Genomic DNA, 20,623 nt, shown 5'->3' with positions numbered 1-20,623 from the left:
CTACAGGAAGGCCAGTTTACAGCGCTCGCCTTCCAGCCTGTGCAGCTCTTGTTCCACAGTAAGCACATTCTTGGCCTCATTGAATTCTGATTGGTAGCGCTGTGCCAGTTCGCGGCGCTTTAGAGCCTCCAGAAAGCGGCGGGCATCAGCGCGATCTTCTAAAATAAGACCGGGTACCTGAGTAGGTTTGTCATCGTCGCCTTTGGCCACCATGGTAAAGTAGGAGGTATTGGTATGCTTCACGATACCTGTTTTCACATTCTCAGCGATCACTTTTATGCCTACCATCAGCGAAGTATTGCCCACGTAGTTCACCGATGCCATGAGGGATATCAGTTCGCCCACCTCCACCGGTTGCAGGAAATGCACGCCATCCACCGTCACCGTCACGCAGTAGTTTCCGGCATGTTTGGCGGAGCAGGCATAGGCCACTTTGTCCATGAGCGAGAGCAGGATGCCCCCGTGTATCTTGCCTCCGAAGTTGGCATAGCTCGGGATCATGAGCTCGGTGAGGGTGGTGCGGGAGTAGGAAACGGGTCGGAATGCGGGTATAGCCATGTTGAGTTTTAAGTGTTCAGGAAGTGTTCAGGCAGGTATACGGGGCTATACCTTACATCGGATATATAGCGCCTGAAACAAGACAGGTATAGCGGTTACAAAAACACCACTTCCTTCACTACCTCATCGCCCATGGCTTTGTTGAGTAGCTCCACCACCTTACTCTTCGACATATTGAGCTCGTGCTTGAGCGGGGCAGAGGTGAGGCGCACAAACAGCTTCTGATCCCGGAAGTATAGCTCCTTGGTTTTCATGGCAATGGGTTTGCCCATGATCTGCTCCCAGCGCTGCACCAGATCCACCTCATTAAGCTTGCCCTGCAGCCGATAAGCCTTCAGCAACCCTTTGATGCTGTCACCGATGGTCTGCACGTCAGCCTTTCGCTTCGCAATCTCCTCTTTCTTTTTGTAGTAGCGCACGGGGGGTGGTTTTGTATGAGTGAAATGGAGTGCAAATTAGTGAATTTGAAGTAGGTACTCCATAATGACTTAGGCAAAAGCTATATTTTATTTAAGCTCAATCAGCTGGTCAGATAGATAACGAATAATGAATACCTTATGGAATTGACTCACAAATTCATTTTGCTCAAATGATTCAATACCATCATACCACGAATTAGGGATAATTCCCTCTGCAATCACAAGTATAGCCTTATCTACTTTATTGAGATACCTTTTCATTTTTCGCTCCTTTGTCCTGATGACATTAAGAATTTCTCTTTTTGTAAGATTAGGTACAAGTTTTCCCTTTGCTGAGAACCAACAATCGGCGACAACATTTGGAGAGTAATAGCCACTTACACGTATGAGCTCTTTAGGTAGGTTTTGTCGTAAATGAAATGAAAAATATTCGTCAAGATTTCTTCCGTAAACTTCACGCTCTACTATTTCGCAAATATGGTCAGAAAGCCCATGTCTTTGTTTCTCATCAAGAATCAAATTATTAGTAAAAGCAATGCTTATGTGTAACGATAGGCCAACTCGCGTTGAGAACAAATTCCGAGCATTTTCTAAAATCAAATCTTCAGTGGCGTGCTTTTGAGCTGGAGGGAACTTGTCATTAAGCCCTTTTTCATTATGAATCTGAGTGATTTCTACAGCAATGGATTCTGCATCAGTTTCAATAATGAAATCAGGAGGCTCAGGTCTGCTTACTTTACCTTCAGGAATTTCAGGATATAGTTCTTTTAGCTTGTTGAAAAAGTGTTCCTCTATTTCATGTTTGCTTTTCATAGACCAATTTATCTCTATAAATAGAGTAACAATTTAAAAATTAAGCAATTAGACCAACCGCCCCTTCCTTCACTTCAAATCTACGAATCTGCTCCGATAGGTTCTCCAGAATCTTATCCGTCCGCTCCAAGTGGGTATCCGTCAAGAAGATCTGGCCGAAGGTATGGGCGGCGACCATTTGCATGAGCTTAGTGATGCGCTTCTCGTCGAGGCGGTCGAAGATGTCGTCGAGGAGGAGGAGGGGCTTGTGGTGCTGGCGCTCGTCCATGACCTCGAAGTGCGCTAGCTTCAGGGCGATCACGTAGCTCTTCTGCTGGCCTTGTGAGCCGAAGTTCTTCACGGGGTTGCCGTCCATCAGAAACACGAAGTCATCTTTGTGCGTGCCGACGGTGGTGCGCTGCAGGGCGCGGTCCTTCTGCTCGGCCTGTTCCAGCAGATGGGCAAAGTTGGCGCCGGGCAGCTGGCTTTTGTAGGTGAGTGTCACGGTTTCGCTGCTGTCCGATATGTGGCGGTAATGTTTTTGGAACACCGGCTCAAAACTCTCCAAAAAAGCCATACGCTCTTGCGCCAGCTGCTCACCCAGCGGCACGAGCTGCTCGTTGAGGATGTGCAGGTAGTCGCGGTCGAAGTAGCGGCGCTCGGCAAACTGCTTGAGCAGCGAGTTGCGCTGCTTGAGTATGTAATTGTACTGGATCAGCTGCTCCAGATAGGTATGGTTGAGCTGCGAAATCAGGCTGTCGAAGTACTTGCGGCGCTCCTCGCTGCCTTCCCGGATCAAATCTGTGTCGTAAGGCGAGATCAGCACGACCGGGAAACGGCCGATGTGGTCGCTCATTTTCTCATACGCCACTTTGTTGTGGACCACCGTCTTCTTTTGGCCCTGTTTCAGGCTGCAGGTCACGGTGTGCTTCTCACTATCAATCTTAAAGCGCCCTTTCACCATAAAATACTCTTCGCCCTGTTTGATGTTGAGGGCGTCGGAGCTGTTGAAGGCGCTGCGCGTCATGGAGAGATAGTGGATGGCGTCGAGGAGGTTGGTTTTGCCGCTGCCATTGTCGCCGATAAAGCAATTGATGTGCGGCGAGAAACTAATGTTAGCTTCGTCGTAGTTCTTGAAAAACAGCAGACTTAGATTTTCGAGGAGCATTAGTTTCTTCTTTGATTACTTTTTCCTTAATTTCGCATGCTAAAATCCGTCAGTAAGCTGATTTGCCGTCCATTGCGGGCCGAATCTCGCTAAAAAAGCTGTACGGACAACAATAACGATACACAAATACCCATGGCTGATACGAAAGAAAAGGCAAAAGCGAAGTCGCAGAAAGCAAAGGTACAGGCTGAACCAACATTTTCAAAAGAGACTTACATGTGGTGGTACGAGTCGATGAAACTCATCCGCCGCTTCGAAGAAAAAACGGGCCAGCTCTATGGCCAGCAGAAAATTAAAGGCTTTTGCCACCTTTACATCGGCCAAGAAGCCTGTGTGGCAGGTGCTGTAACAGCCCTCGAGAAAGGCGATAAGTGGATCACCGCTTACCGCGACCACGCGCATCCATTGGCCCTTGGCACATCGCCGGGCGCAGTAATGGCCGAAATGTTCGCCAAGTCTACCGGTTGCTCTAAAGGCAAAGGCGGCTCGATGCACATGTTCGACAAAGAAGTAAACTTCGTAGGCGGACACGGTATCGTAGGCGGACAGATTCCACTGGGTGCTGGTTTGGCCTTCGCTGAGAAGTATAACAAGACAGGCAAACTGTGCATCTGCTACATGGGTGACGGTGCGGTGCGTCAGGGTGCATTCCACGAGGCCCTGAACATGGCCATGACTTGGAAACTGCCTGTGATCTTCGTTATCGAGAACAACGGTTACGCGATGGGTACCTCTGTAACGCGTACCTCTAACGTGAACGACCTTTACAAGCTGGGCCATGCTTACGAAATGCCATCGGAGCCAGTAGAGGCGATGAGCGTAGAGAACGTGCACAACGCCGTAGCGAAAGCCGCTGAGCGTGCCCGTGCCGGCGAGGGACCTACTTTGCTCGAGTTCAAGACTTACCGCTACAAAGGCCACTCTATGTCTGACCCTGCCAAGTATAGAACAAAAGAAGAACTGGAAGACTATAAAGGCCGCGACTCGATAGAATCTGTAAAAGCGACTATCTTGAAAAACGGTTGGGCGACGGAAGAAGAACTGGACGAGATCGACGAGAAACAGAAGCAGATCGTGGCCGAGGCCGTGAAATTTGCCGAGGAGTCTCCATATCCGGATCCGTCTGAGCTGTACACTGACATTTACGTGGAGCCGGACTATCCATACATAATGGACTAAATTTTAAATAATTAAGGATTAGGAATTAAAAAACATAAATTTGATGTTCTGATCTTAATGAGATTTGGAACGAATCGCTTTTAATTTCTATTTTTGAGTTCTTATTTCAATTAAACTAATGGCAAAAGAGACAGTAAAGAAGCACAGCGAGTTTGAGGAGCTGGTAGAGAATCCGGATGCGTTGGCAGAGCGCCTGACAACAGGTTCTGAGGATTTCGTGAAGAAAAACAAAACCAAGCTACTCGGTGTGTTTGCCGCCATTGCCGCTATCATCGTTGCAGGTTTCCTATACTACAACCACCGCACTACCCAGAGCCAAGAGGCACAAGAGGCAATGTTCCAAGCGGTGTATTACTTTGAGGCTGACTCGCTGAACAAAGCCTTGAACGGTGACGGACAGTATGACGGTCTGTTGAAAATTGCTGACGAGTATAGCGGAACGGATGCCGGTAACTTGGCAAACTTCTATGCTGGCGTCGCTTTGCTAAAGCAGGGTAGCTTTGCGGAGGCGCAGTCTCACTTGGAGGAATTCGAGTCTGAGGACTTCCTGATGCAGGCGCGTGCTTACAGCCTAACAGGAGATGCACTTTCTGAGCAGGGTAAGTATAAAGAAGCGGCCGATATGTATAACAAAGCCGCTACCCACAATAGCAACCAATACTTCTCGCCACAATACCTGATGAAGGCCGGTGTAGCTTACGAAGCCGCTAACGACTTCCAAGCAGCTGCCAACACGTACGATAAGATCATCAAAGACTTTGTAACAGCAGCTGAAGTAACGGAAGCCAAGAAGTATAAGGCTCGTGCAGAGGCTCTTGCAGGTACAGCTAACTAAGAATTTTTAGGCGAATGCCTAGTCATTAAAAGCGCTTTTGTCTACTCGGCAAAAGCGCTTCTTTTTTTAATATGTTTGAGGTCACGAAAATAGATTTAGCTCTGTGAGCCAAACAATCAACAATGTAACAATCAACAATTTAACATGGCGACTTCCTTAAAAAACCTGAACGACTACAAGAAAGAAGGCTTCGGCGATATCTCAGAAAAGAAATTTGGCATTGTAGTGGCCGACTGGCACAGTGACATTACCGATGTGCTGTGCGCCGGGGCTATCGACACACTGTTGGAGCATGGCGCTAAGAAAGAGAACATTTTCCGCAACACCGTGCCGGGAAGTTTCGAGCTAACCTTAGGAGCGCAGTTTCTGGCGCTGCAGGAGGAGATAGACGCTGTTATCTGTATCGGGGTGGTCATCAAAGGGGACACGAAGCATGACGACTACATCAACCACGCGGTAGCCAATGGTCTAACCAATGTGTCACTGAAGTTCAATAAGCCGGTTTCGTTTGGCCTAGTAACCACTAACAACCTAGAGCAGGCGTTGGATAGAGCAGGAGGTAAGCATGGCAACAAAGGTGTGGAAGCGGCTGCGGCGGCAATACATATGCTTAGCTTCTAGGTAAAAGTCAGCCTTGGGGTACTATCCGTTGTTGTATGGTATAAAAAAGAGTCGGCCCCTTTTGGAGCCGACTCTTTTTTTATTAGTATAGATTATGCTATACTAGAATTTAAGACCAAGAGCTATACCTGTACGGATACCGAAACCACCGAATGCACCGGTTTCGAATTGCTCCTCTGTAGAGCCGTCTTTTGCTTTTATGTTGCCGTGGTTGTAGTTAGGGCCGAAGAAAGTGTCTAGCACGATACGATCCGCAAATACCCACTGCTTGCCTATGAGAAGTCCACCACCAATCGTGTTGTAAGAGGCTTCTGCTGTGGTTGTTTCGCCTTCGTTTTCGCTTGACCAGTCGCTATACTCTGACTTAAGATTGAAAGACTGGTAGCGCAGGAATGGGGCTAAATAGAATCCTTCTGGAGCCTGCTTAGAGCTTGACAAATACTTGCGGAACTCGGGCGTAACACCAAAGCCGCTGAATTTTGTTTCGCCAATGCTAAAGCCTGTATAGAAAAGGCCCAACTGTAAGCTCTTGTCATCAGCAATAGTGCGCTCGTAAAAGAAGGAGCCTGTGCTAACAACCGGGCTTAAAACATTTACTTTTACAATGTTGCTCTGTGCCTGTGCAGCACCCATGGTCATAGCAAAAAATGCTGCGGCCATTACTAATACTTTTTTCATGCTTGGAAAAATTAATAAAGGTTGGATTTGATAAATAATTGTACTCAAATATATATATTAAAATCAATATATATGCACCTCTATATATTCTTTGAAAAGTTTTTAAATGGACTTTCCAAGCTTGATGAATCGGGTTCTAAGCAGGAAAGGTATAGAGAGCTATGCCATACCTGTTAAAAAGTTAAAGCCTGCCCGCTAGGGGCAGGCTTTAACTTTCCTGCAATTGCACAAAATAATAAAAATTTAACCTATGCTGAGGCTGGAGGAAATGATGCCTAGAAGTTGTAGCCCAGTGTTATACCCGGTCTAAGACCGAAGCCCCCGCCCAAAATCATGTCGCCAATTATACCTGCGTCAAAGTCTTCTTCTGTGCCGACATTCACTTTCAGGTTGCCACCATTGTAACCAGCACCCAAAAAAGCGTCGAGCGTAAAGCCGCTGTTAAAGATCCATTGGTTACCAATAGCCACACCGGCACCAATAGGTGCATACGTCGCGCTGTATTCACGAGTGTTGCCTTCCTCGTCTTGCTTCTCCACTGTCAGCTTAAAGTTTTGAATGCGGCCATAGCCAGCCACATAAGGCCCCATGGGCGCCACTTTGTTTTCAGAAAAGTAATAACGTACCTCTGGCGTAAAACCATAACCCTTGAATTTGACATTCGAAATGGAAACTCCAGTCGTAAAGGCCCCTAGCTGAGCGCTTATATTGTCAGTTACAGCATACTCCAGAAAGCCCGACCCCGTGAGGGCAAAGGCGCTGAGTGGATTCACTTTAATAACAGCTCGCTTAGGCTGTTGCGCCTGAGCCTGAGTTTCTTGTAAAGGCCCCATCAAAAATGCCGCAGCGGCAACGGTGAGAAGTATTTTGTTTTTCATAAGTGTAAGCGAATTTTCTTAGTAGTCGGTCTAGCCAATAGGCCATGGTTGCCTAGTAGCAACTTCCATTCCAAGCTTGCAGAAGGTTTGAAAGAAGTTGAGAATGACAAAATTAAAATTAAAATAAAGAAGGCGGGTAGTAAATTATAGATATAACTTCTATTTTTGCACGAAATTTAGCTTAAATAATAACCTGAACATCAGAGTGGTTCGGTTTTTGGGTTTAAAATTTCAGCTTTAAACTAAATCTACCCCGTCGCTGTTGATAGGCACGAGCGCAAAGCTCCATACGGGGACGGTTTTTTTAGCTTGCGAGACAAAAAACTATAACCTAGTTCTAAGATAGTATCATGAATACAAACGAAGAGAAACAACGGTATTCCCGTGAGGAATTGGCAGAATTTGAAGCAATCATTCAAGAGAAGCTGAACAATGCGCGTAAGGAAGTATCGTTTATCAAAGAAACCCTGAGCCGCAAAAACGACTCGGGCACTGATAACACAGCTTCTCCAACCAAAGTGTTGGAAGACGGAGCAGACACAGCCGAGAAGGAAAGCCTGAACCAGCTGGCATCGCGTCAGATGAAGTTCATCCAGCAGTTGGAGAATGCGCTTATCCGCATCAAAAACGGCACTTACGGTGTCTGCATCGTAACGGGTAAGCTGATCCCGAAAGAGAGACTGCGTGCCGTGCCGCATACACAGCATACCATCGAAGCCAAGCTTCAGCGTAAAGACTAGTAAATTTATACTTTGAATATACTGCAGAACCATATTCAGGCACTGGTTTTTTGTGCCCAATCGCCCATAAGCATCGAAGAGATTCAGCGCTGCCTCACGGAGTCGCTGCAAATGGAGGTGCTGGTAAGCGACGTGCTGGAAGCCGTTGAGAGCATCAACGAGCAGCTGACCGGAGCTGGTTTTGCCTTTCAGATATATGCTATCGGGGGCGGGTATCAATTCCTGACCAAGCCTGAATATCAGGAGACGGTGAGCACCTACCTGAAACACAAGTCAAAAAAGAAATTGTCAGCGTCTTCTCTGGAGACGCTGGCAATTATTGCCTACAAGCAGCCGATTACCCGCTCGGCCCTAGAGCAGATTCGTGGCGTGGGCTGTGACTACGCCATTCACAAATTGTTAGAGAAAGAACTTATCGAGATCAAGGGTAAAGCCGAGACCATTGGGAGACCCGTCCTGTACGGCACGTCTCAGAAATTCATGGACTACTTCGGTATTAACCACATCAAGGACCTTCCGCAGCTTAAGGACTTCGCCTCAGAAGAGAACATGATCGGCGAGGTGGCTGATTAGCGAACACCCCATCACTTATTAGAGTATACAATTCATATATACTGCACACACAGGTACAGTAGCGATACTGCATCATTAATATTTAGAAAATGGCAACAGAAAACGAAAGACCATCCCGCGACAACGACGGCGAAGGCAGAAGATCATCTGACAGAAACGAGTCAGGCAGGCCGTATAACGACCGCGGCGAAAAGAAGATTTTTAACAGAAGAGATAAAGGCGAAGGAAGAGATGGCGGAGAGCGCCGCTCTTACGGAAACGATAGAAGAGAAGACCGCGGAGACCGCAAACCATACGGCGACCGCCGTGAAGGGGGCGAGCGTCGCAGCTTCGGAGGCGACAGGGAGCGCCGCGAAGGCGGTGAGAGAAAGCCTTACGGAGATCGCAGAGAGGGCGGCGAAGGCCGTTCTTTCGGGGGAGATCGCAGAGAAGGCGGTGAAAGGCGCTCTTTCGGCGGCGACCGCGATCGCAAGCCTTACGGTGATAGAAGAGAGGGTGGCGAACGCCGCTCTTTTGGAGGGGACCGTGAGCGTAAGTCTTATGGCGACCGCAACGAAGGTGGCGAACGCAGATCATATGGTGATCGTCGCGAAGGCGGCGAACGCAAAGAAGGCGGTGAGCGTCGCTTCGACTCTGAGCGTGGCGAAAGAAAATCTTTCGGTAGCGACAGAAGAGAAGGTGGTGAGCGCCGTTCGTTCGGTGAAAACCGCGAAGAAAGAGGTGAGCGTCGTTCCTATGGCAACGACCGTCGTGAAGGCGGAGAACGTCGTTCATTCGGTGGTGACAGAGAGCGTAAACCTTATGGTGATCGCCGTGAAGGAGGTGACAGAGAACGTAAACCATACGGCGACCGTCGCGAAGGCGGAGAAAGAAAGTCATATGGAGATCGCAGAGAGGGCGGCGAAAGACGCTCATTTGGGGGTGATAGAAGAGAAGAAGGCGGAGAGCGCAGACCTTACGGCGATCGTCGTGAAGGTGGCGAGCGTAAATCTTTCGACCGCAAAGACAAATTCAGCAAAGGTGGTGAAGAGCGCCGGGGCCGTAGCTTCGACCGCAGCTCCGATTCAGAACATAACCCGGAGACGCCCAACTACGACCTGCGCCGCTACAAAGACAATCCGCGCATCAAGAAAACCAACCGCAAAGGCGAAGATGAGGACGGATCTATCCGTCTGAACCGTTACATCGCCAATGCAGGTGTGTGTTCCCGTCGTGAGGCGGATGAACTGATCCTGTCAGGCGAGATCAAGGTAAATGGTGAAGCAGTAACCGAAATGGGCTTCAAAGTTCAGCCTTCTGATACCGTGACCTACGGTAAGAAAGTGCTGAGCCGCGAGAAGATGGTATACGTGCTCCTTAACAAACCGAAAGACTTTATCACGACGACAGAAGATCCAGAAGGTCGCAAAACGGTGATGAGCTTGGTAGAGAAGGCCTCGAAAGAGCGTATCTTCCCGGTTGGCCGCCTTGACCGTAACACCACAGGTCTGTTGCTGTTCACCAACGACGGTGAGTTGGCCCAGAAGCTGACGCACCCTTCCAATGAGATAAAGAAAATCTATCAGGTAGAGTTGGACAAGCCAATCACCAAAGACGATTTCCAGAAAGTAGTGGAAGGCGTGGAGTTGGAAGACGGCAAAGCGATGGTAGACGACGTGGCCATGCTGGGTGACTCCAAGAAGTTCCTCGGACTGGAGATCCACATCGGTCGTAACCGCATCGTGCGCCGCATATTTGAGCACTTAGGTTATGAAGTAGTAACACTAGATCGTGTACAGTATGCCGGCCTTACTAAAAAAGACCTGCCGCGCAGCGAGTGGCGTTACCTCTCCGAAAAAGAAGTGATTCGTCTGAAATACTTCATGTAAGCACATGCGCAGCATCGTCCTTGACATAGGCAATACGGGGGGCAAATACGGTATCTTCGAAAAGGATGCGCTTGTCTCGCAAGGTAATTTCAAAGAACAGGAGGGGCTGCCGCAACAAGTGGCGGCCCAATCCTTTGATCATGCCATTATTGCCTCAGTGAGCGGTGGCGCAGTAGAACATATTAAAGCAGGGCTGTCAGTGTCCGGAAGCATCATTGAGCTTTCAGCACAGACAGCCCTGCCTGTTTCTAACGATTACAAAACGCCTGAGACGCTGGGCGCGGATCGTATCGCGGCGGCTGTGGCGGCAAATTATTTCTTCCCGGACCGCAATTGCCTAACCATCGATGCAGGCACAGCCATCACTTACGACTTTATTAATGCACAAGGGCATTACCAAGGTGGAGGTATAGCACCCGGCATCCAGATGAAATTCAAAGCACTGCATAATTTTACTGGGCGCCTTCCGTTAGTACAAGGAATTAAAGAAAACTTCCCCCTAGTCGGGCAAACTACGCAAGAGTCGCTGGAAAGCGGCGTTCTGGCCGGAACAGTGGCAGAAGTGGAGGGTATAATCCAAGCTTACAGGCAAAAAACAGATCATCTGGTGGTTATACTTTGCGGGGGAGACGCAGGATTTTTTGAAAGTAACATAAAACACCCCATCTTTGTAATTCCTGAACTGGTCCTGATTGGGCTTCAAAGAATATTAAAACATAATGTATAAAACGCTCCGTTTACTTTTTTGCGCATCCATTCTGTGCCTAGCACAGGGCGTGCAGGCGCAAAGCATTGGTAACTCGCCGTACTCCCGCTATGGTCTGGGGGAACTCAACACAAACTTAGGCAACATAAGAACGGCAGGTATGGGCGATGTAGGCGTGAGCGCGGGTAGCAGTCTGCATTCGAATACAGCTAACCCAGCTTTGCTATACTATAACAGCATCACCATTTTTGATGTAGGAGTAGCGGGCAAATACAAGACACTCAAAAACGCGGAGCAGTCGCAGCGCGATGGCGATGCCAACCTCAGCTACCTGACGCTGGGCGTACCGATTTCTAAGCGTTGGAGTTCCGTTATAAGTCTGCGCCCTTACAGCGCCGTAGACTACACTATCAGAAATTCAGGGTCTTTGCCCAACCGACCGGAGGCTATTGTGATCAACGAGTACAGCGGAGAAGGCGGTATATCTGAGATCTATTTTGGACACGGTTTTAGGTTGGCAGATGGCCTGACGATCGGTGCGAGCGCTTCTTATCTTTTCGGTACTATTTCGCAAGAGTCATCCTCCATCGTGGCAGATACCTCGATCAGTAACACATCTTTGGAGCGTGTGGCATTTGTAGAGCGCACCCGCTACACCGATTTCCTGTTCAGAACAGGCGCAAACTACCGCAGAAAGATAGCGGACAAGGCATTCTTAAGTGCCGGCGCTGTCTATACGTTGGGTACAGACTTAACTACGAAGCGCAAAACCTCTTATGAGCGCCGCACCCTTGATGACAGGTTAACGGATGCGCCGATGCTTCCTGATAGCGTCGAGAGCTCTGTGAATCTGCCGCCAAGCCTTCAGTTTGCGCTGGGGTACGACAATGGCTCAAACCTAACGATCGGAGCAGAGTTCATGACCCAAGATTGGTCTGATTACCGCAACGTAGATGGAGAGCAGGAGCTTGGGCAGAGCTACAAAGTAGGTCTGGGAGCCGAGTATACGCCAAACGCCAATGCCATCAACAGCTATTTTAAGCGCATTACTTATCGTGCAGGCGTCCGCTACGCCCAAAGCCCATACGTGATCAACGGTCAGCACATAAATGATATGGCTGTGACGGGTGGTATGACATTCCCGATTGGCCGAGGCAGTTACTTTGAGCCGCCTTACCAACTGAACCTGATGTTCGGTTACGGTAAAAGAGGCACAACGGACAGTGGGCTTATCGCTGAAAACTACCTGCAATTCGGCGCAGGTGTGACAATAAACACCCGCTGGTTCGTAAAACGCAGAATAGAATAAACTAATCTGGCTATAAAAGCATTATTAAAACAGGCCGTACTAGTTGCGGTCTTTTTTAATTTATTAACTTCAATTCGAAAAGTACTCAGTGACATGCCGAAATCTTTTATTTCAGTGCTGATAGCCACGCTCGCCTTGCTAACCCTAGGCTGCGGGAAGGACCTGAAAGACCCGGATCAGGAAAAGAAACACATAGGACCTTTCAGGGAGACAGCCAATGTGCTTACGCTTTATAGCGACTCGGCCAAAGTGCTCATCAGGCTGCAGGCTCCCATGCAAGAGGATTACGAGAATGGCGACGTCATTTTCTCGGACGGCATTGATGTGGAGTTCTATGAGGAGGGGGGAGCAGTGACCTCTACGCTGCGAGCCAACTATGGTAAGCAGGAGCGCAACAAGGACCTTTACCTCGTGCGTGGCAACGTAATAGTGGAGAACCTGCAGAAAAAAGAAAAGCTCGAAACCGAAGAACTTTACTGGAACAAAGCAAAGGCGGAAATTTATACCGATAAATTCGTGAAGATCACCACGCCCGAAGAGATTCTGATGGGCCACGGCCTGCAGGCGAACCAAGATTTTTCTATTTACAAGATCAAAAAAGTGACAGGCGTTTTCAGCCTGAAGGAATAATGAACCAAAAACTGGTTAATACTATTTTACTGTCGTTGGCTTTTGTAGCCATGGTCATTGGTGTGCACAGGAGCATACAGGAGTCCGATATTGCAGGCAATTACTGGATCTACATGATCGGTTTTATGCTGTACATCGTGTACCATTATCGCAAGAAGAAACAGACTGAGTAGTCTGTAACACCCTATGATAGACCCCGACCAGATACTGTTGCTGTTTTTCGCGCTTTTGGCCTGTGCTTTTTTCTCAGGTATAGAGATCGCTTTCATGGCCGCCAATAAGCTGCAGATCGAGCTCGACGAGAAAAACAATGTGCTGTCCGGTCGCATTTTAACGCACCTGTTGCAGCACCCTTCCCGCCTCATGGGCACAGCCCTGATCGGCTATGTGATCTCTCTTGTGCTTTATGGTTTTGTGATAGCAGGTATACTGCATACCCTGCTGCAGACTTATCTGCCGGAGTCTTTGCAATTGGCTCCGTTTATACTGGTGCTGCAGGTGCTGGTGGCATCGGTTATCGTGTTGCTCACCGCTGAGTTTCTTCCCCGCAGCCTGTTTGCCATTAACCCCAACCGCATGCTGGACGTGCTGGCAGTGCCCATCCTGCTGTTCCATTACCTGCTATACCCGGTGGTGTTTTTGTTAGTGGGCTTGAGCAAGTGGATTGCCGAGCGGATACTCAAAATCGAGTTTTCAGATGAGCATCCCGTGTTCGGCATCACAGACTTGAACGCCTACATCAAAAACAGGCTATACCATCCGGTAGAGGAGGGGGCACCGGAAGTCGACCAAGAGATATTCCATAATGCGCTCGAGTTTAAAAAAGTGCGTGTAAAGGAGTGCATGGTACCCCGCACCGAGGTGGAGGCCGTGGAAGTGAATGAGCCGGTAGAGGTACTGCGTGATACCTTTATCAACACAGGGCATTCTAAGATACTGGTATACGAAGACAGTATTGACAACATAATCGGTTACTGCCACCAGTTGGCCATGTTCCAGCAGCCACGCCAGATTCGCGAGATCCTGTCGCCGGTAAGTCTGGTGCCGGAGAGTATGCTGGCCAGTGAGCTGTTTTTGCGCTTCGGCACCGAGCACCGTACCGTAGCCGTGGTCGTGGATGAGTTCGGCGGCACATCCGGCATTGTGACGGTAGAAGACGTGATTGAGGAGATTGTGGGCGAGATACAGGATGAGTATGACTACGAGGCTTTGCTCGAGCAAGTGTTCCCGGCCAAGAACCTATACCTGCTCAGCGCCCGCCACGAGATAGACTACCTCAACGACAAATACGACTTGAACCTGCCCGAGGGCGACTACGAGACGTTGGGCGGACTTATCTTCTCGGTGTTGGGAGAGATACCCAAGGCCGGCGATGTGGTGGAGATGCCGCCGTTTGCCATTACCATCCTGTCAATGGATGACAACCGCATCAACGCCGTGAAGCTCTTTAAAAACCCAGATTTACAGGCAGATGGCGTATTTTAAACAGAAGCGCACAAAATTTTGAATTTTTACACGATTACCCTTATTTTGCAGTTCCTTTATCATTTGTATAACACATGGCATTAATTAACAAGATTAGAGAAAAGTCGGGTTGGGCTGTTGGCGCTATCGCCATCGGACTTGGCGTATTTGTAGTAGGCGGCGACCTATTAGGGCCAAACTCAAGACTTTTAGGTAACGATACTACTACCGTAGGCGAAATAGCCGGTGAGAAAATTGATTACCAGCGCTTCGATATGGTGTTCCAGCAGATCAAAGCCCAGTATGAAGGACAGGTACAGCGCGCTGCTACCGAGAGCGAAATGGCGATGATGCGCGAGCAGGCTTGGAACCAGCTAATCTTCCAGATTGCCTTGCAGAAAGAATATGACCGTCTTGGCATTGAGGTGACAGATGAGGAACTGGCTGACATGGTGCAGGGTAACAACATCCACCCATCCGTTCGTCAGGCATTCTCTAACCCACAGACAGGCGAGTTTGACCGCAACCAAGTAACGCAATACCTGCAGAACCTCGACCAGATGGGCGCCCGCCCTATGTGGGTTAACTTCGAGCAGGGTATTCATAGCGACCGTATCCAGACAAAATACAGCAACCTGCTTAGCAAGTCTGTGTACGTAACAGCGGCTGAAGCCAAAAAGCATTTCGAAGCACAGAACACACTGGCCAATATGAAAGTGTTGTATGTGCCTTACGTCTCTGTTGCTGACTCTGCCGTAAAGGTGACAGACGCGCAACTAAAGGACTACTTTGAACGCAACAAAGAGCTTTACAAAGTAGAAGACGGGCGCTCAATGGAGTTCGTGACCATTCCGGTTGCAGCTTCAACAGAAGACATCAACTATTTCCAAGATGAGCTGAAGCAGTTGACAGAGCAGTTCGCTGCCGCTACAAACGATTCGGCTTTTGTGAACACAAATTCAGACCTTCCTTACGACGGCACTTACCTGCACACGGCCGAGCTGCCTGAGAAACTGCACGGGCAGCTTCCTTTGGAAGAAGGCAAGGTATACGGCCCTTACAGCGAAGGCGACACACACGCTATGTTCAAGGTAATGGACATCAAGGACGGCAGTGTAAATACTGCGCGTGCGAGCCACATCCTGATCAAGCCTGAGAACGACTCGCCAGAAGCGAAAGCTGCTGCGCTTGCCAAGGCAAAAGATTTGCTGGCTCAGATTAAAGGTGGTGCTGACTTCGCGGCTTTGGCTGCGCAGCACGGTACGGACGGAACAGCCGCTGTAGGCGGTGACCTCGGTTACTTCACAGAAGGCCGTATGGTGCCGGCTTTCGAGAAAGCCGTGTTTGGTGCCACTGCCGAAGGCCTACTGCCTGCCCCTGTGGAAACAGAGTATGGCTACCACATCATTAAAATTACGGCTCCTAAGTCGAAGAGAACTTACAAACTGGCCGCTGTGCACCGCTCTTTGGAAGCCAGCGAAACAAGCCGTGACCAAGCTTATGCCATAGCCGACGAACTGGCAGGCACTAGTGGTAGCCTTGAAGAGTTCAGAGCAAACGTGAAAAAGAATGAAGCTCTAACACCTGAGCAAGCTGATAATGTAGGCAAGAACAACGTGTTGGTAGGTAACCTGAGCAACGCCCGTGAACTGGTGCGCTGGGCCTATGCCAACGACAGATCAGTTGGGGATGTATCGCCAGTGTTTGAGATCAATGACAACTACGTAGTGGCAGCCCTTACTGGTGAGCGCGAGAAAGGCTATGCGAAACTAGAGGATGTAAAAGAAGAGGTAACAGCCGCCGTTCGTAATGAAGTGAAGGCACAGCAGATCATCGCGAAGCTGAAAGGCGCTAGCGGTTCGTTGGATCAGATCGCCGCAAACTACGGTCCTGATGCCATCATCAGAGAAGCTGAGGAAGTATCGCTTGCTTCTGGTGCCTTACCGGGTCTTGGACTGGAGCCAGTGGCTATCGGCAAGGCCTTCGGTTTGAAGCCGGGCAGCCGCACAGCGCCAATCGAAGGACAGGGCGGTGTGGTTGTGGTAGAACTGCTGCAACTGACGCAGGCTCCGGAAGTACAGGACCTGTCTGGTGTGAAAGCACAGCTGGCCAACACGCGCTCTTCTCGCGTAGAGACGAACGCTTTTGAAGCGATCAAAGAAAAAGCGGATATCAAAGACAACCGCGTGAGGTTCTTCTAAGACCTGCTTGAGGTATAACGAAAAGGGCTGCTCCAACAGGGGCGGCCCTTTTCTGTTTATGGCCTATTGAAAATTATTGGCTATCTTCATTTTCCGGTGGCAACCCAACATCAAAATGATAGTATCAACGTTGTAATAAAAGATGCCTATACCTGCCCACATACTTTCCCGCTTGCTCTTGATGCTGACGCTCCTGCTGTTGGCCCCAGCGGCTATGGCGCAGAACCAAGAACTGGCTCTGGCTAGGGAGTACTTCAGCAAAGGGGAATACCAGAAAGCGGAAGCCATTTACAGCAAGCTGATTGACGACCAGCGCCTGTTCCAAGCTGTTTACCCCGACTATCTCAAAACCCTGCTGGCACAGAACAACTACAAGGAAGCCGAAAGACTGGTGAAGAAAACCGTCAAACGCTATCCGGGACAGGTGAATTACAACATTGACTTGGGCATGGTGTACCACGCGGCAGGGGACAAGAGCGGAGCAGAAAAGCACTTCGATAAGCTCATAGCGCAGCTGAAGGCTGAGGAAGTGATTGCGGCGGCCAGCGCCTTTATACAGCACGAGCAGTTTGATTATGCCGAAAAGGCCTATCTGCGTGGGCGTGAACTGAGCAAGAATCCCTATGAGCACAATCGTTTTTTGATTGCGCTCTATACCTACCGACAGAAGCACGAAAACCTGATCGGGGAGGCACTGAACCTACTGCAGGAAAATGAGAGTGAGCTCATTTACGTGCAGAACATGCTACAGAACAGTCTGCAGGATGAAAAGGCTTTTGACGCACTGGAGAAAGAGCTGATCACACGCGTGCAACAGAACCCGGATCTGCTGGCTTACAACGAACTGCTAATTTGGCTATACATACAGCGCCGAGACTTCTACAGTGCGCTGCTGCAGGCTCGCTCCGTGGACAAGCGCACCCGCAGCGGTGGTACCCGAGTGATGGAACTGGGAGCTATCAGCGCTCGCAACCAAGACTATCAGGGCGCCATCGAGGCCTATGAGTACATCATCAAAGAGTATCCGGATGGACCATACTACCTGATTGCGCGGCAGCGGCTCATCCATGCCCGGGAAGAACAGGTGGAGAATACTTTTCCAGTCGATCTGGACCAGATACGGGTGCTGATATCGGACTATGAGGCGCTGCTTTCGGAAGTGGGGCGCAATGCGCAGACAGTGGAGGTGCTGCAGCACATGGCTAACCTGTACGCTTTTCACTTAGATGATAAAGACAAGGCCATTGCGTTGCTGCACGAGGCCATCGGTATGCCGCGTGCCAAGCCTGACTTCGTAGCCGAAAGCAAGCTTACCTTAGGAGATATATACCTGCTGAAGGGAGAGCCTTGGGAATCGACGCTGCTATACTCGCAGGTCGAGAAATCACACAAAGAAACACCCATCGGGCACGAGGCGAAGTTGCGCAACGCCCGTCTTAACTATTATAAAGGCGACTTCGAACTGGCACAGGCCCACCTCGACATCCTAAAACTGGCCACCAGCCGCGAGATAGCCAACGACGCCATGGACCTGAGTCTGCTCATCACCGATAATACCGGATTGGATACCTCCACCACCGCCATGGAGGAATACGCCGCTATTGAGCTGCTCATTTTCCAGAACAAGCTGAATGAGGCCCAAACAAGATTGGACGGTATGTTGCAGAAGTTTCCCGGCCACAGTCTGACCGATGAGATCTATTTCCGAAAAGCCACCATCTATGAGCGTACAGGCGAGTTTGACAAAGCCATTGCCAGTTTGGAGAAGGTCGTGAATGTTCCGACTGATATTCTGAGTGATGATGCACTGTTTAAGATGGCCTATATCTATGAGGAGAACCTGAAAGACACCGCGAAGGCGCAAGAGCTGTACAACGAGTTTCTGGTGAAGCACAAAGGCAGCATCTTCGTGGCGGAGGCCCGTAAGCGTTTCCGCAAGCTGCGTGGCGATGGCCCGGTCTTAAACTAAAGCGTGCTCAAGAGAAGAAGACAAAGAGGATCAGCAGGAAAATGATAAAGAAGCCATACATTATCAAATCCAGCGAGTAGTTCTTATACTTCTCATAAATTTCTCTGAATCGTTTCATGGGCTGAAATGTTGTACTGTTGCAAAAGTACAGAAAATCAGGCAAAGGTAGCTTGTCATGAGCCATACCTGCCCCAAAATCCTGCATAATTGACTACCTTTGCAATCGGTTTTATTTGTGAAGCAGCATATGGAGAAAAGGTGGGTATACAACAAAAGTGCGCAGCCGGAAGTGATCAACCACTTGGCCGAATCGCTGAGAATCAGCGCTACGCTGGCTGATGTGCTGTGCCAGCGCTCCATCTGCACTTACGAGGAGGCCAAAGCCTTTTTCCGCCCCAGCCTGCTAGATCTGCACGATCCTTTCCTGATGAAGGACATGCAGCGGGCCGTTGAACGCTTGGCAGAGGCCCTGCACCACTCCGAAAGAATACTGGTATACGGCGACTACGATGTGGACGGTACGACTTCTGTGGCGCTCATGTACAGCTTCCTGCAACAGTTTACCCAGCCCGGCCAGACAGAGTATTACATTCCCGACAGGTATAAGGAAGGCTATGGCGTTTCCACACAAGGTATAGACTATGCCAAGGCAGAGGGCTTTACGCTTATCATTAGCCTCGACTGCGGCATCAAGTCTGCCGACAAGGTAGCTTATGCGTCCTCATTAGGTATAGACTTCATCATTTGCGATCACCACTTGCCCGACGAAGACATTCCGCAGGCGGTAGCTGTGCTCGACCCCAAGCAGGTGGATTGCCTATACCCCTACAAAGAGCTTTCAGGTTGCGGCGTTGGTTTTAAGCTGGCGCAGGCCTTCTGTATGCAGCAGGGTATACTGCAGGAAGAGGCCTTCAAACTGCTCGATCTGCTGGTGGTGAGTATAGCCGCCGATATCGTGCCGATCACGGGTGAGAACCGTGTGCTGGCCTATTATGGTTTGCAGCTCATCAATGGTCCGGCGCCCACGCGTCCCGGTTTGGCGGCTTTGCAGGAACTGGCGGGTATAACCGCTGAGATGGATATCACGAGCATTGTGTTCGGCTTTGCACCTCGCATTAACGCGGCAGGGCGCATGGGTGATGCCAAGCGCTCCGTGAAGATGCTGCTGGCCCAGACCAAGGAAGAAGCCTTCCAGATGGCCGACATCATCAACGAGTCCAACAAAGAGCGCCGCGATAAAGACTCCAATATCACGAAAGAGGCGCTGCAGATGATCGCCGACGATGAATTCCTGCGCAATGCCAACTCCACTGTGCTGTATAAGGAGAGCTGGCACAAAGGCGTGATTGGAATTGTGGCTTCACGCTGCATTGAGCATTACTACCGCCCAACCATCATCCTGACGCACTCTAATGGCAAGGCCTCAGGATCGGCCCGCTCGGTGCATGGTTTCAATGTGCACGATGCCATCGAGAGCTGCTCCGACCTGCTCGATCAGTTCGGGGGCCACATGTATGCTGCAGGCTTAACACTGCCTATTGAGAACGTACCGGCCTTCAGACAACGATTTGAGGAGGTGGTGGCCAGTACCATTACCGAAGACCAGAAGATTCCGCAGATAGAGGTGGACGCTCGGATAAACCTAAACCAGATTTCCCGCAACTTCTATAACATCGTGAAGCAAATGGAGCCGTTCGGACCGGGCAACATGAAGCCAGTGTTCGTGTCGGAGTGTGTCTATGATACCGGTGCCGTGCGTGTGGTCGGTGACAGTCACCTGAAGTTACGTTTAACACAGGATGGCTTTTATGATATCGACGCTATTGGCTTCGGCTTTGGCGACTATTTCAAGTACATCTCCAAAGGTATACCTTTTGATGTCTGCTATACCGTAGAGGAAAACGAATTCCGCGGCAATGTGACGCTGCAGCTGCGCATCAAGGACATCCGGATGATGAAATAGTGTGCGCTTGGGGGCGACTCCCTTTTTCACAAACCTAAGCAAATGACAACCCGCAAAAATAAAAAGCGTGCC

At 49.6% G+C, this 20,623-nt stretch carries 20 protein-coding genes; 14 read left to right on the top strand and 6 right to left on the bottom strand.

Annotation, left to right across the window (positions count from 1 at the left end; translation table 11 throughout):
• From Q1A04_RS12470 to Q1A04_RS12455, 4 genes are all read right to left on the bottom strand, one after another.
• A complete protein-coding gene (locus Q1A04_RS12470) occupies window positions 1–558 on the bottom strand; it encodes an acyl-CoA thioesterase (RefSeq protein ID WP_299706206.1) in 558 nt (185 codons plus the stop codon).
• A gap of 95 nt (window positions 559–653) precedes the next feature.
• Entirely contained in the window at window positions 654–977 is a 324-nt protein-coding gene (locus Q1A04_RS12465) for a DUF721 domain-containing protein (RefSeq protein ID WP_191183615.1), read from the bottom strand.
• A gap of 87 nt (window positions 978–1,064) precedes the next feature.
• On the bottom strand, window positions 1,065–1,790 hold the full coding sequence (locus Q1A04_RS12460; RefSeq protein ID WP_299706198.1) for a hypothetical protein: 726 nt from the start codon (window positions 1,788–1,790) through the stop codon (window positions 1,065–1,067).
• A gap of 40 nt (window positions 1,791–1,830) precedes the next feature.
• A complete protein-coding gene (locus Q1A04_RS12455) occupies window positions 1,831–2,937 on the bottom strand; it encodes a DNA replication/repair protein RecF (protein WP_299706195.1) in 1,107 nt (368 codons plus the stop codon).
• Between the two features lie 132 nt (window positions 2,938–3,069).
• On the opposite strand from Q1A04_RS12455, the gene pdhA reads away from it, so the two are divergent.
• The 3 genes from pdhA (at window position 3,070) to ribH (ending at window position 5,572) form a co-directional block, all read left to right on the top strand.
• Window positions 3,070–4,116: a pyruvate dehydrogenase (acetyl-transferring) E1 component subunit alpha gene (gene pdhA / locus Q1A04_RS12450; RefSeq protein WP_299706192.1), complete on the top strand. Its 1,047-nt coding sequence runs from the start codon at window positions 3,070–3,072 to the stop codon at window positions 4,114–4,116.
• Window positions 4,117–4,234: 118 nt separating this feature from the next.
• The gene (locus Q1A04_RS12445; protein WP_299706189.1) at window positions 4,235–4,951 is read left to right on the top strand and encodes a tetratricopeptide repeat protein; all 717 of its coding nucleotides are present in this window, start codon (window positions 4,235–4,237) and stop codon (window positions 4,949–4,951) included.
• Window positions 4,952–5,095: 144 nt separating this feature from the next.
• Complete coding sequence (ribH, locus tag Q1A04_RS12440) at window positions 5,096–5,572, top strand: 6,7-dimethyl-8-ribityllumazine synthase (protein ID WP_299706186.1); 477 nt, start codon at window positions 5,096–5,098, stop codon at window positions 5,570–5,572.
• Between the two features lie 102 nt (window positions 5,573–5,674).
• Here ribH and Q1A04_RS12435 read toward each other — a convergent pair whose 3' ends face one another.
• Both Q1A04_RS12435 and Q1A04_RS12430 read right to left on the bottom strand, forming a co-directional pair.
• Window positions 5,675–6,250 carry a DUF3575 domain-containing protein gene (locus Q1A04_RS12435; protein ID WP_299706183.1) on the bottom strand — a complete coding sequence of 192 codons (576 nt, stop codon included), beginning with the start codon at window positions 6,248–6,250 and terminating at the stop codon, window positions 5,675–5,677.
• Between the two features lie 275 nt (window positions 6,251–6,525).
• Window positions 6,526–7,128: a DUF3575 domain-containing protein gene (locus tag Q1A04_RS12430; RefSeq protein ID WP_299706180.1), complete on the bottom strand. Its 603-nt coding sequence runs from the start codon at window positions 7,126–7,128 to the stop codon at window positions 6,526–6,528.
• Between the two features lie 350 nt (window positions 7,129–7,478).
• On the opposite strand from Q1A04_RS12430, the gene Q1A04_RS12425 reads away from it, so the two are divergent.
• The 11 genes from Q1A04_RS12425 (at window position 7,479) to recJ (ending at window position 20,551) form a co-directional block, all read left to right on the top strand.
• Complete coding sequence (locus Q1A04_RS12425; RefSeq protein ID WP_299706177.1) at window positions 7,479–7,868, top strand: TraR/DksA C4-type zinc finger protein; 390 nt, start codon at window positions 7,479–7,481, stop codon at window positions 7,866–7,868.
• 12 nt (window positions 7,869–7,880) lie between these two features.
• Entirely contained in the window at window positions 7,881–8,441 is a 561-nt protein-coding gene (scpB, locus tag Q1A04_RS12420) for an SMC-Scp complex subunit ScpB (RefSeq protein WP_299706174.1), read from the top strand.
• A gap of 89 nt (window positions 8,442–8,530) precedes the next feature.
• Window positions 8,531–10,309 carry a pseudouridine synthase gene (locus Q1A04_RS12415; protein WP_299706171.1) on the top strand — a complete coding sequence of 593 codons (1,779 nt, stop codon included), beginning with the start codon at window positions 8,531–8,533 and terminating at the stop codon, window positions 10,307–10,309.
• 4 nt (window positions 10,310–10,313) lie between these two features.
• Window positions 10,314–11,036 (top strand): type III pantothenate kinase, encoded by a 723-nt coding sequence (locus Q1A04_RS12410; RefSeq protein WP_299706168.1) that lies wholly within the window; start codon window positions 10,314–10,316, stop codon window positions 11,034–11,036.
• Window positions 11,029–12,324: a hypothetical protein gene (locus Q1A04_RS12405; RefSeq protein WP_299706165.1), complete on the top strand. Its 1,296-nt coding sequence runs from the start codon at window positions 11,029–11,031 to the stop codon at window positions 12,322–12,324. Before Q1A04_RS12410 ends, Q1A04_RS12405 begins: the two co-directional genes overlap by 8 nt.
• A 93-nt stretch (window positions 12,325–12,417) precedes the next feature.
• The gene (gene lptC / locus Q1A04_RS12400) at window positions 12,418–12,954 is read left to right on the top strand and encodes an LPS export ABC transporter periplasmic protein LptC (protein ID WP_299706162.1); all 537 of its coding nucleotides are present in this window, start codon (window positions 12,418–12,420) and stop codon (window positions 12,952–12,954) included.
• A complete protein-coding gene (locus Q1A04_RS12395; RefSeq protein ID WP_155800937.1) occupies window positions 12,954–13,127 on the top strand; it encodes a hypothetical protein in 174 nt (57 codons plus the stop codon). The genes lptC and Q1A04_RS12395 overlap by 1 nt, the downstream gene beginning before the upstream one ends.
• A gap of 13 nt (window positions 13,128–13,140) precedes the next feature.
• The gene (locus Q1A04_RS12390; protein WP_299706156.1) at window positions 13,141–14,439 is read left to right on the top strand and encodes a hemolysin family protein; all 1,299 of its coding nucleotides are present in this window, start codon (window positions 13,141–13,143) and stop codon (window positions 14,437–14,439) included.
• Window positions 14,440–14,513: 74 nt separating this feature from the next.
• Complete coding sequence (locus Q1A04_RS12385; protein WP_299706154.1) at window positions 14,514–16,619, top strand: peptidylprolyl isomerase; 2,106 nt, start codon at window positions 14,514–14,516, stop codon at window positions 16,617–16,619.
• A 142-nt stretch (window positions 16,620–16,761) separates the two neighbouring features.
• Complete coding sequence (locus Q1A04_RS12380; protein ID WP_299706152.1) at window positions 16,762–18,588, top strand: tetratricopeptide repeat protein; 1,827 nt, start codon at window positions 16,762–16,764, stop codon at window positions 18,586–18,588.
• Window positions 18,589–18,835: 247 nt separating this feature from the next.
• Window positions 18,836–20,551 carry a single-stranded-DNA-specific exonuclease RecJ gene (gene recJ, locus Q1A04_RS12375; protein WP_299706149.1) on the top strand — a complete coding sequence of 572 codons (1,716 nt, stop codon included), beginning with the start codon at window positions 18,836–18,838 and terminating at the stop codon, window positions 20,549–20,551.
• The last annotated feature ends 72 nt before the right edge of the window (window positions 20,552–20,623 follow it).

It is taken from the genome of uncultured Pontibacter sp. (assembly GCF_947499215.1).
Lineage (GTDB): Bacteria > Bacteroidota > Bacteroidia > Cytophagales > Hymenobacteraceae > Pontibacter.
The sequence above is the reverse complement of the archived record's forward strand: the minus strand, read 5'-3'. Positions and strand labels throughout refer to the sequence as shown.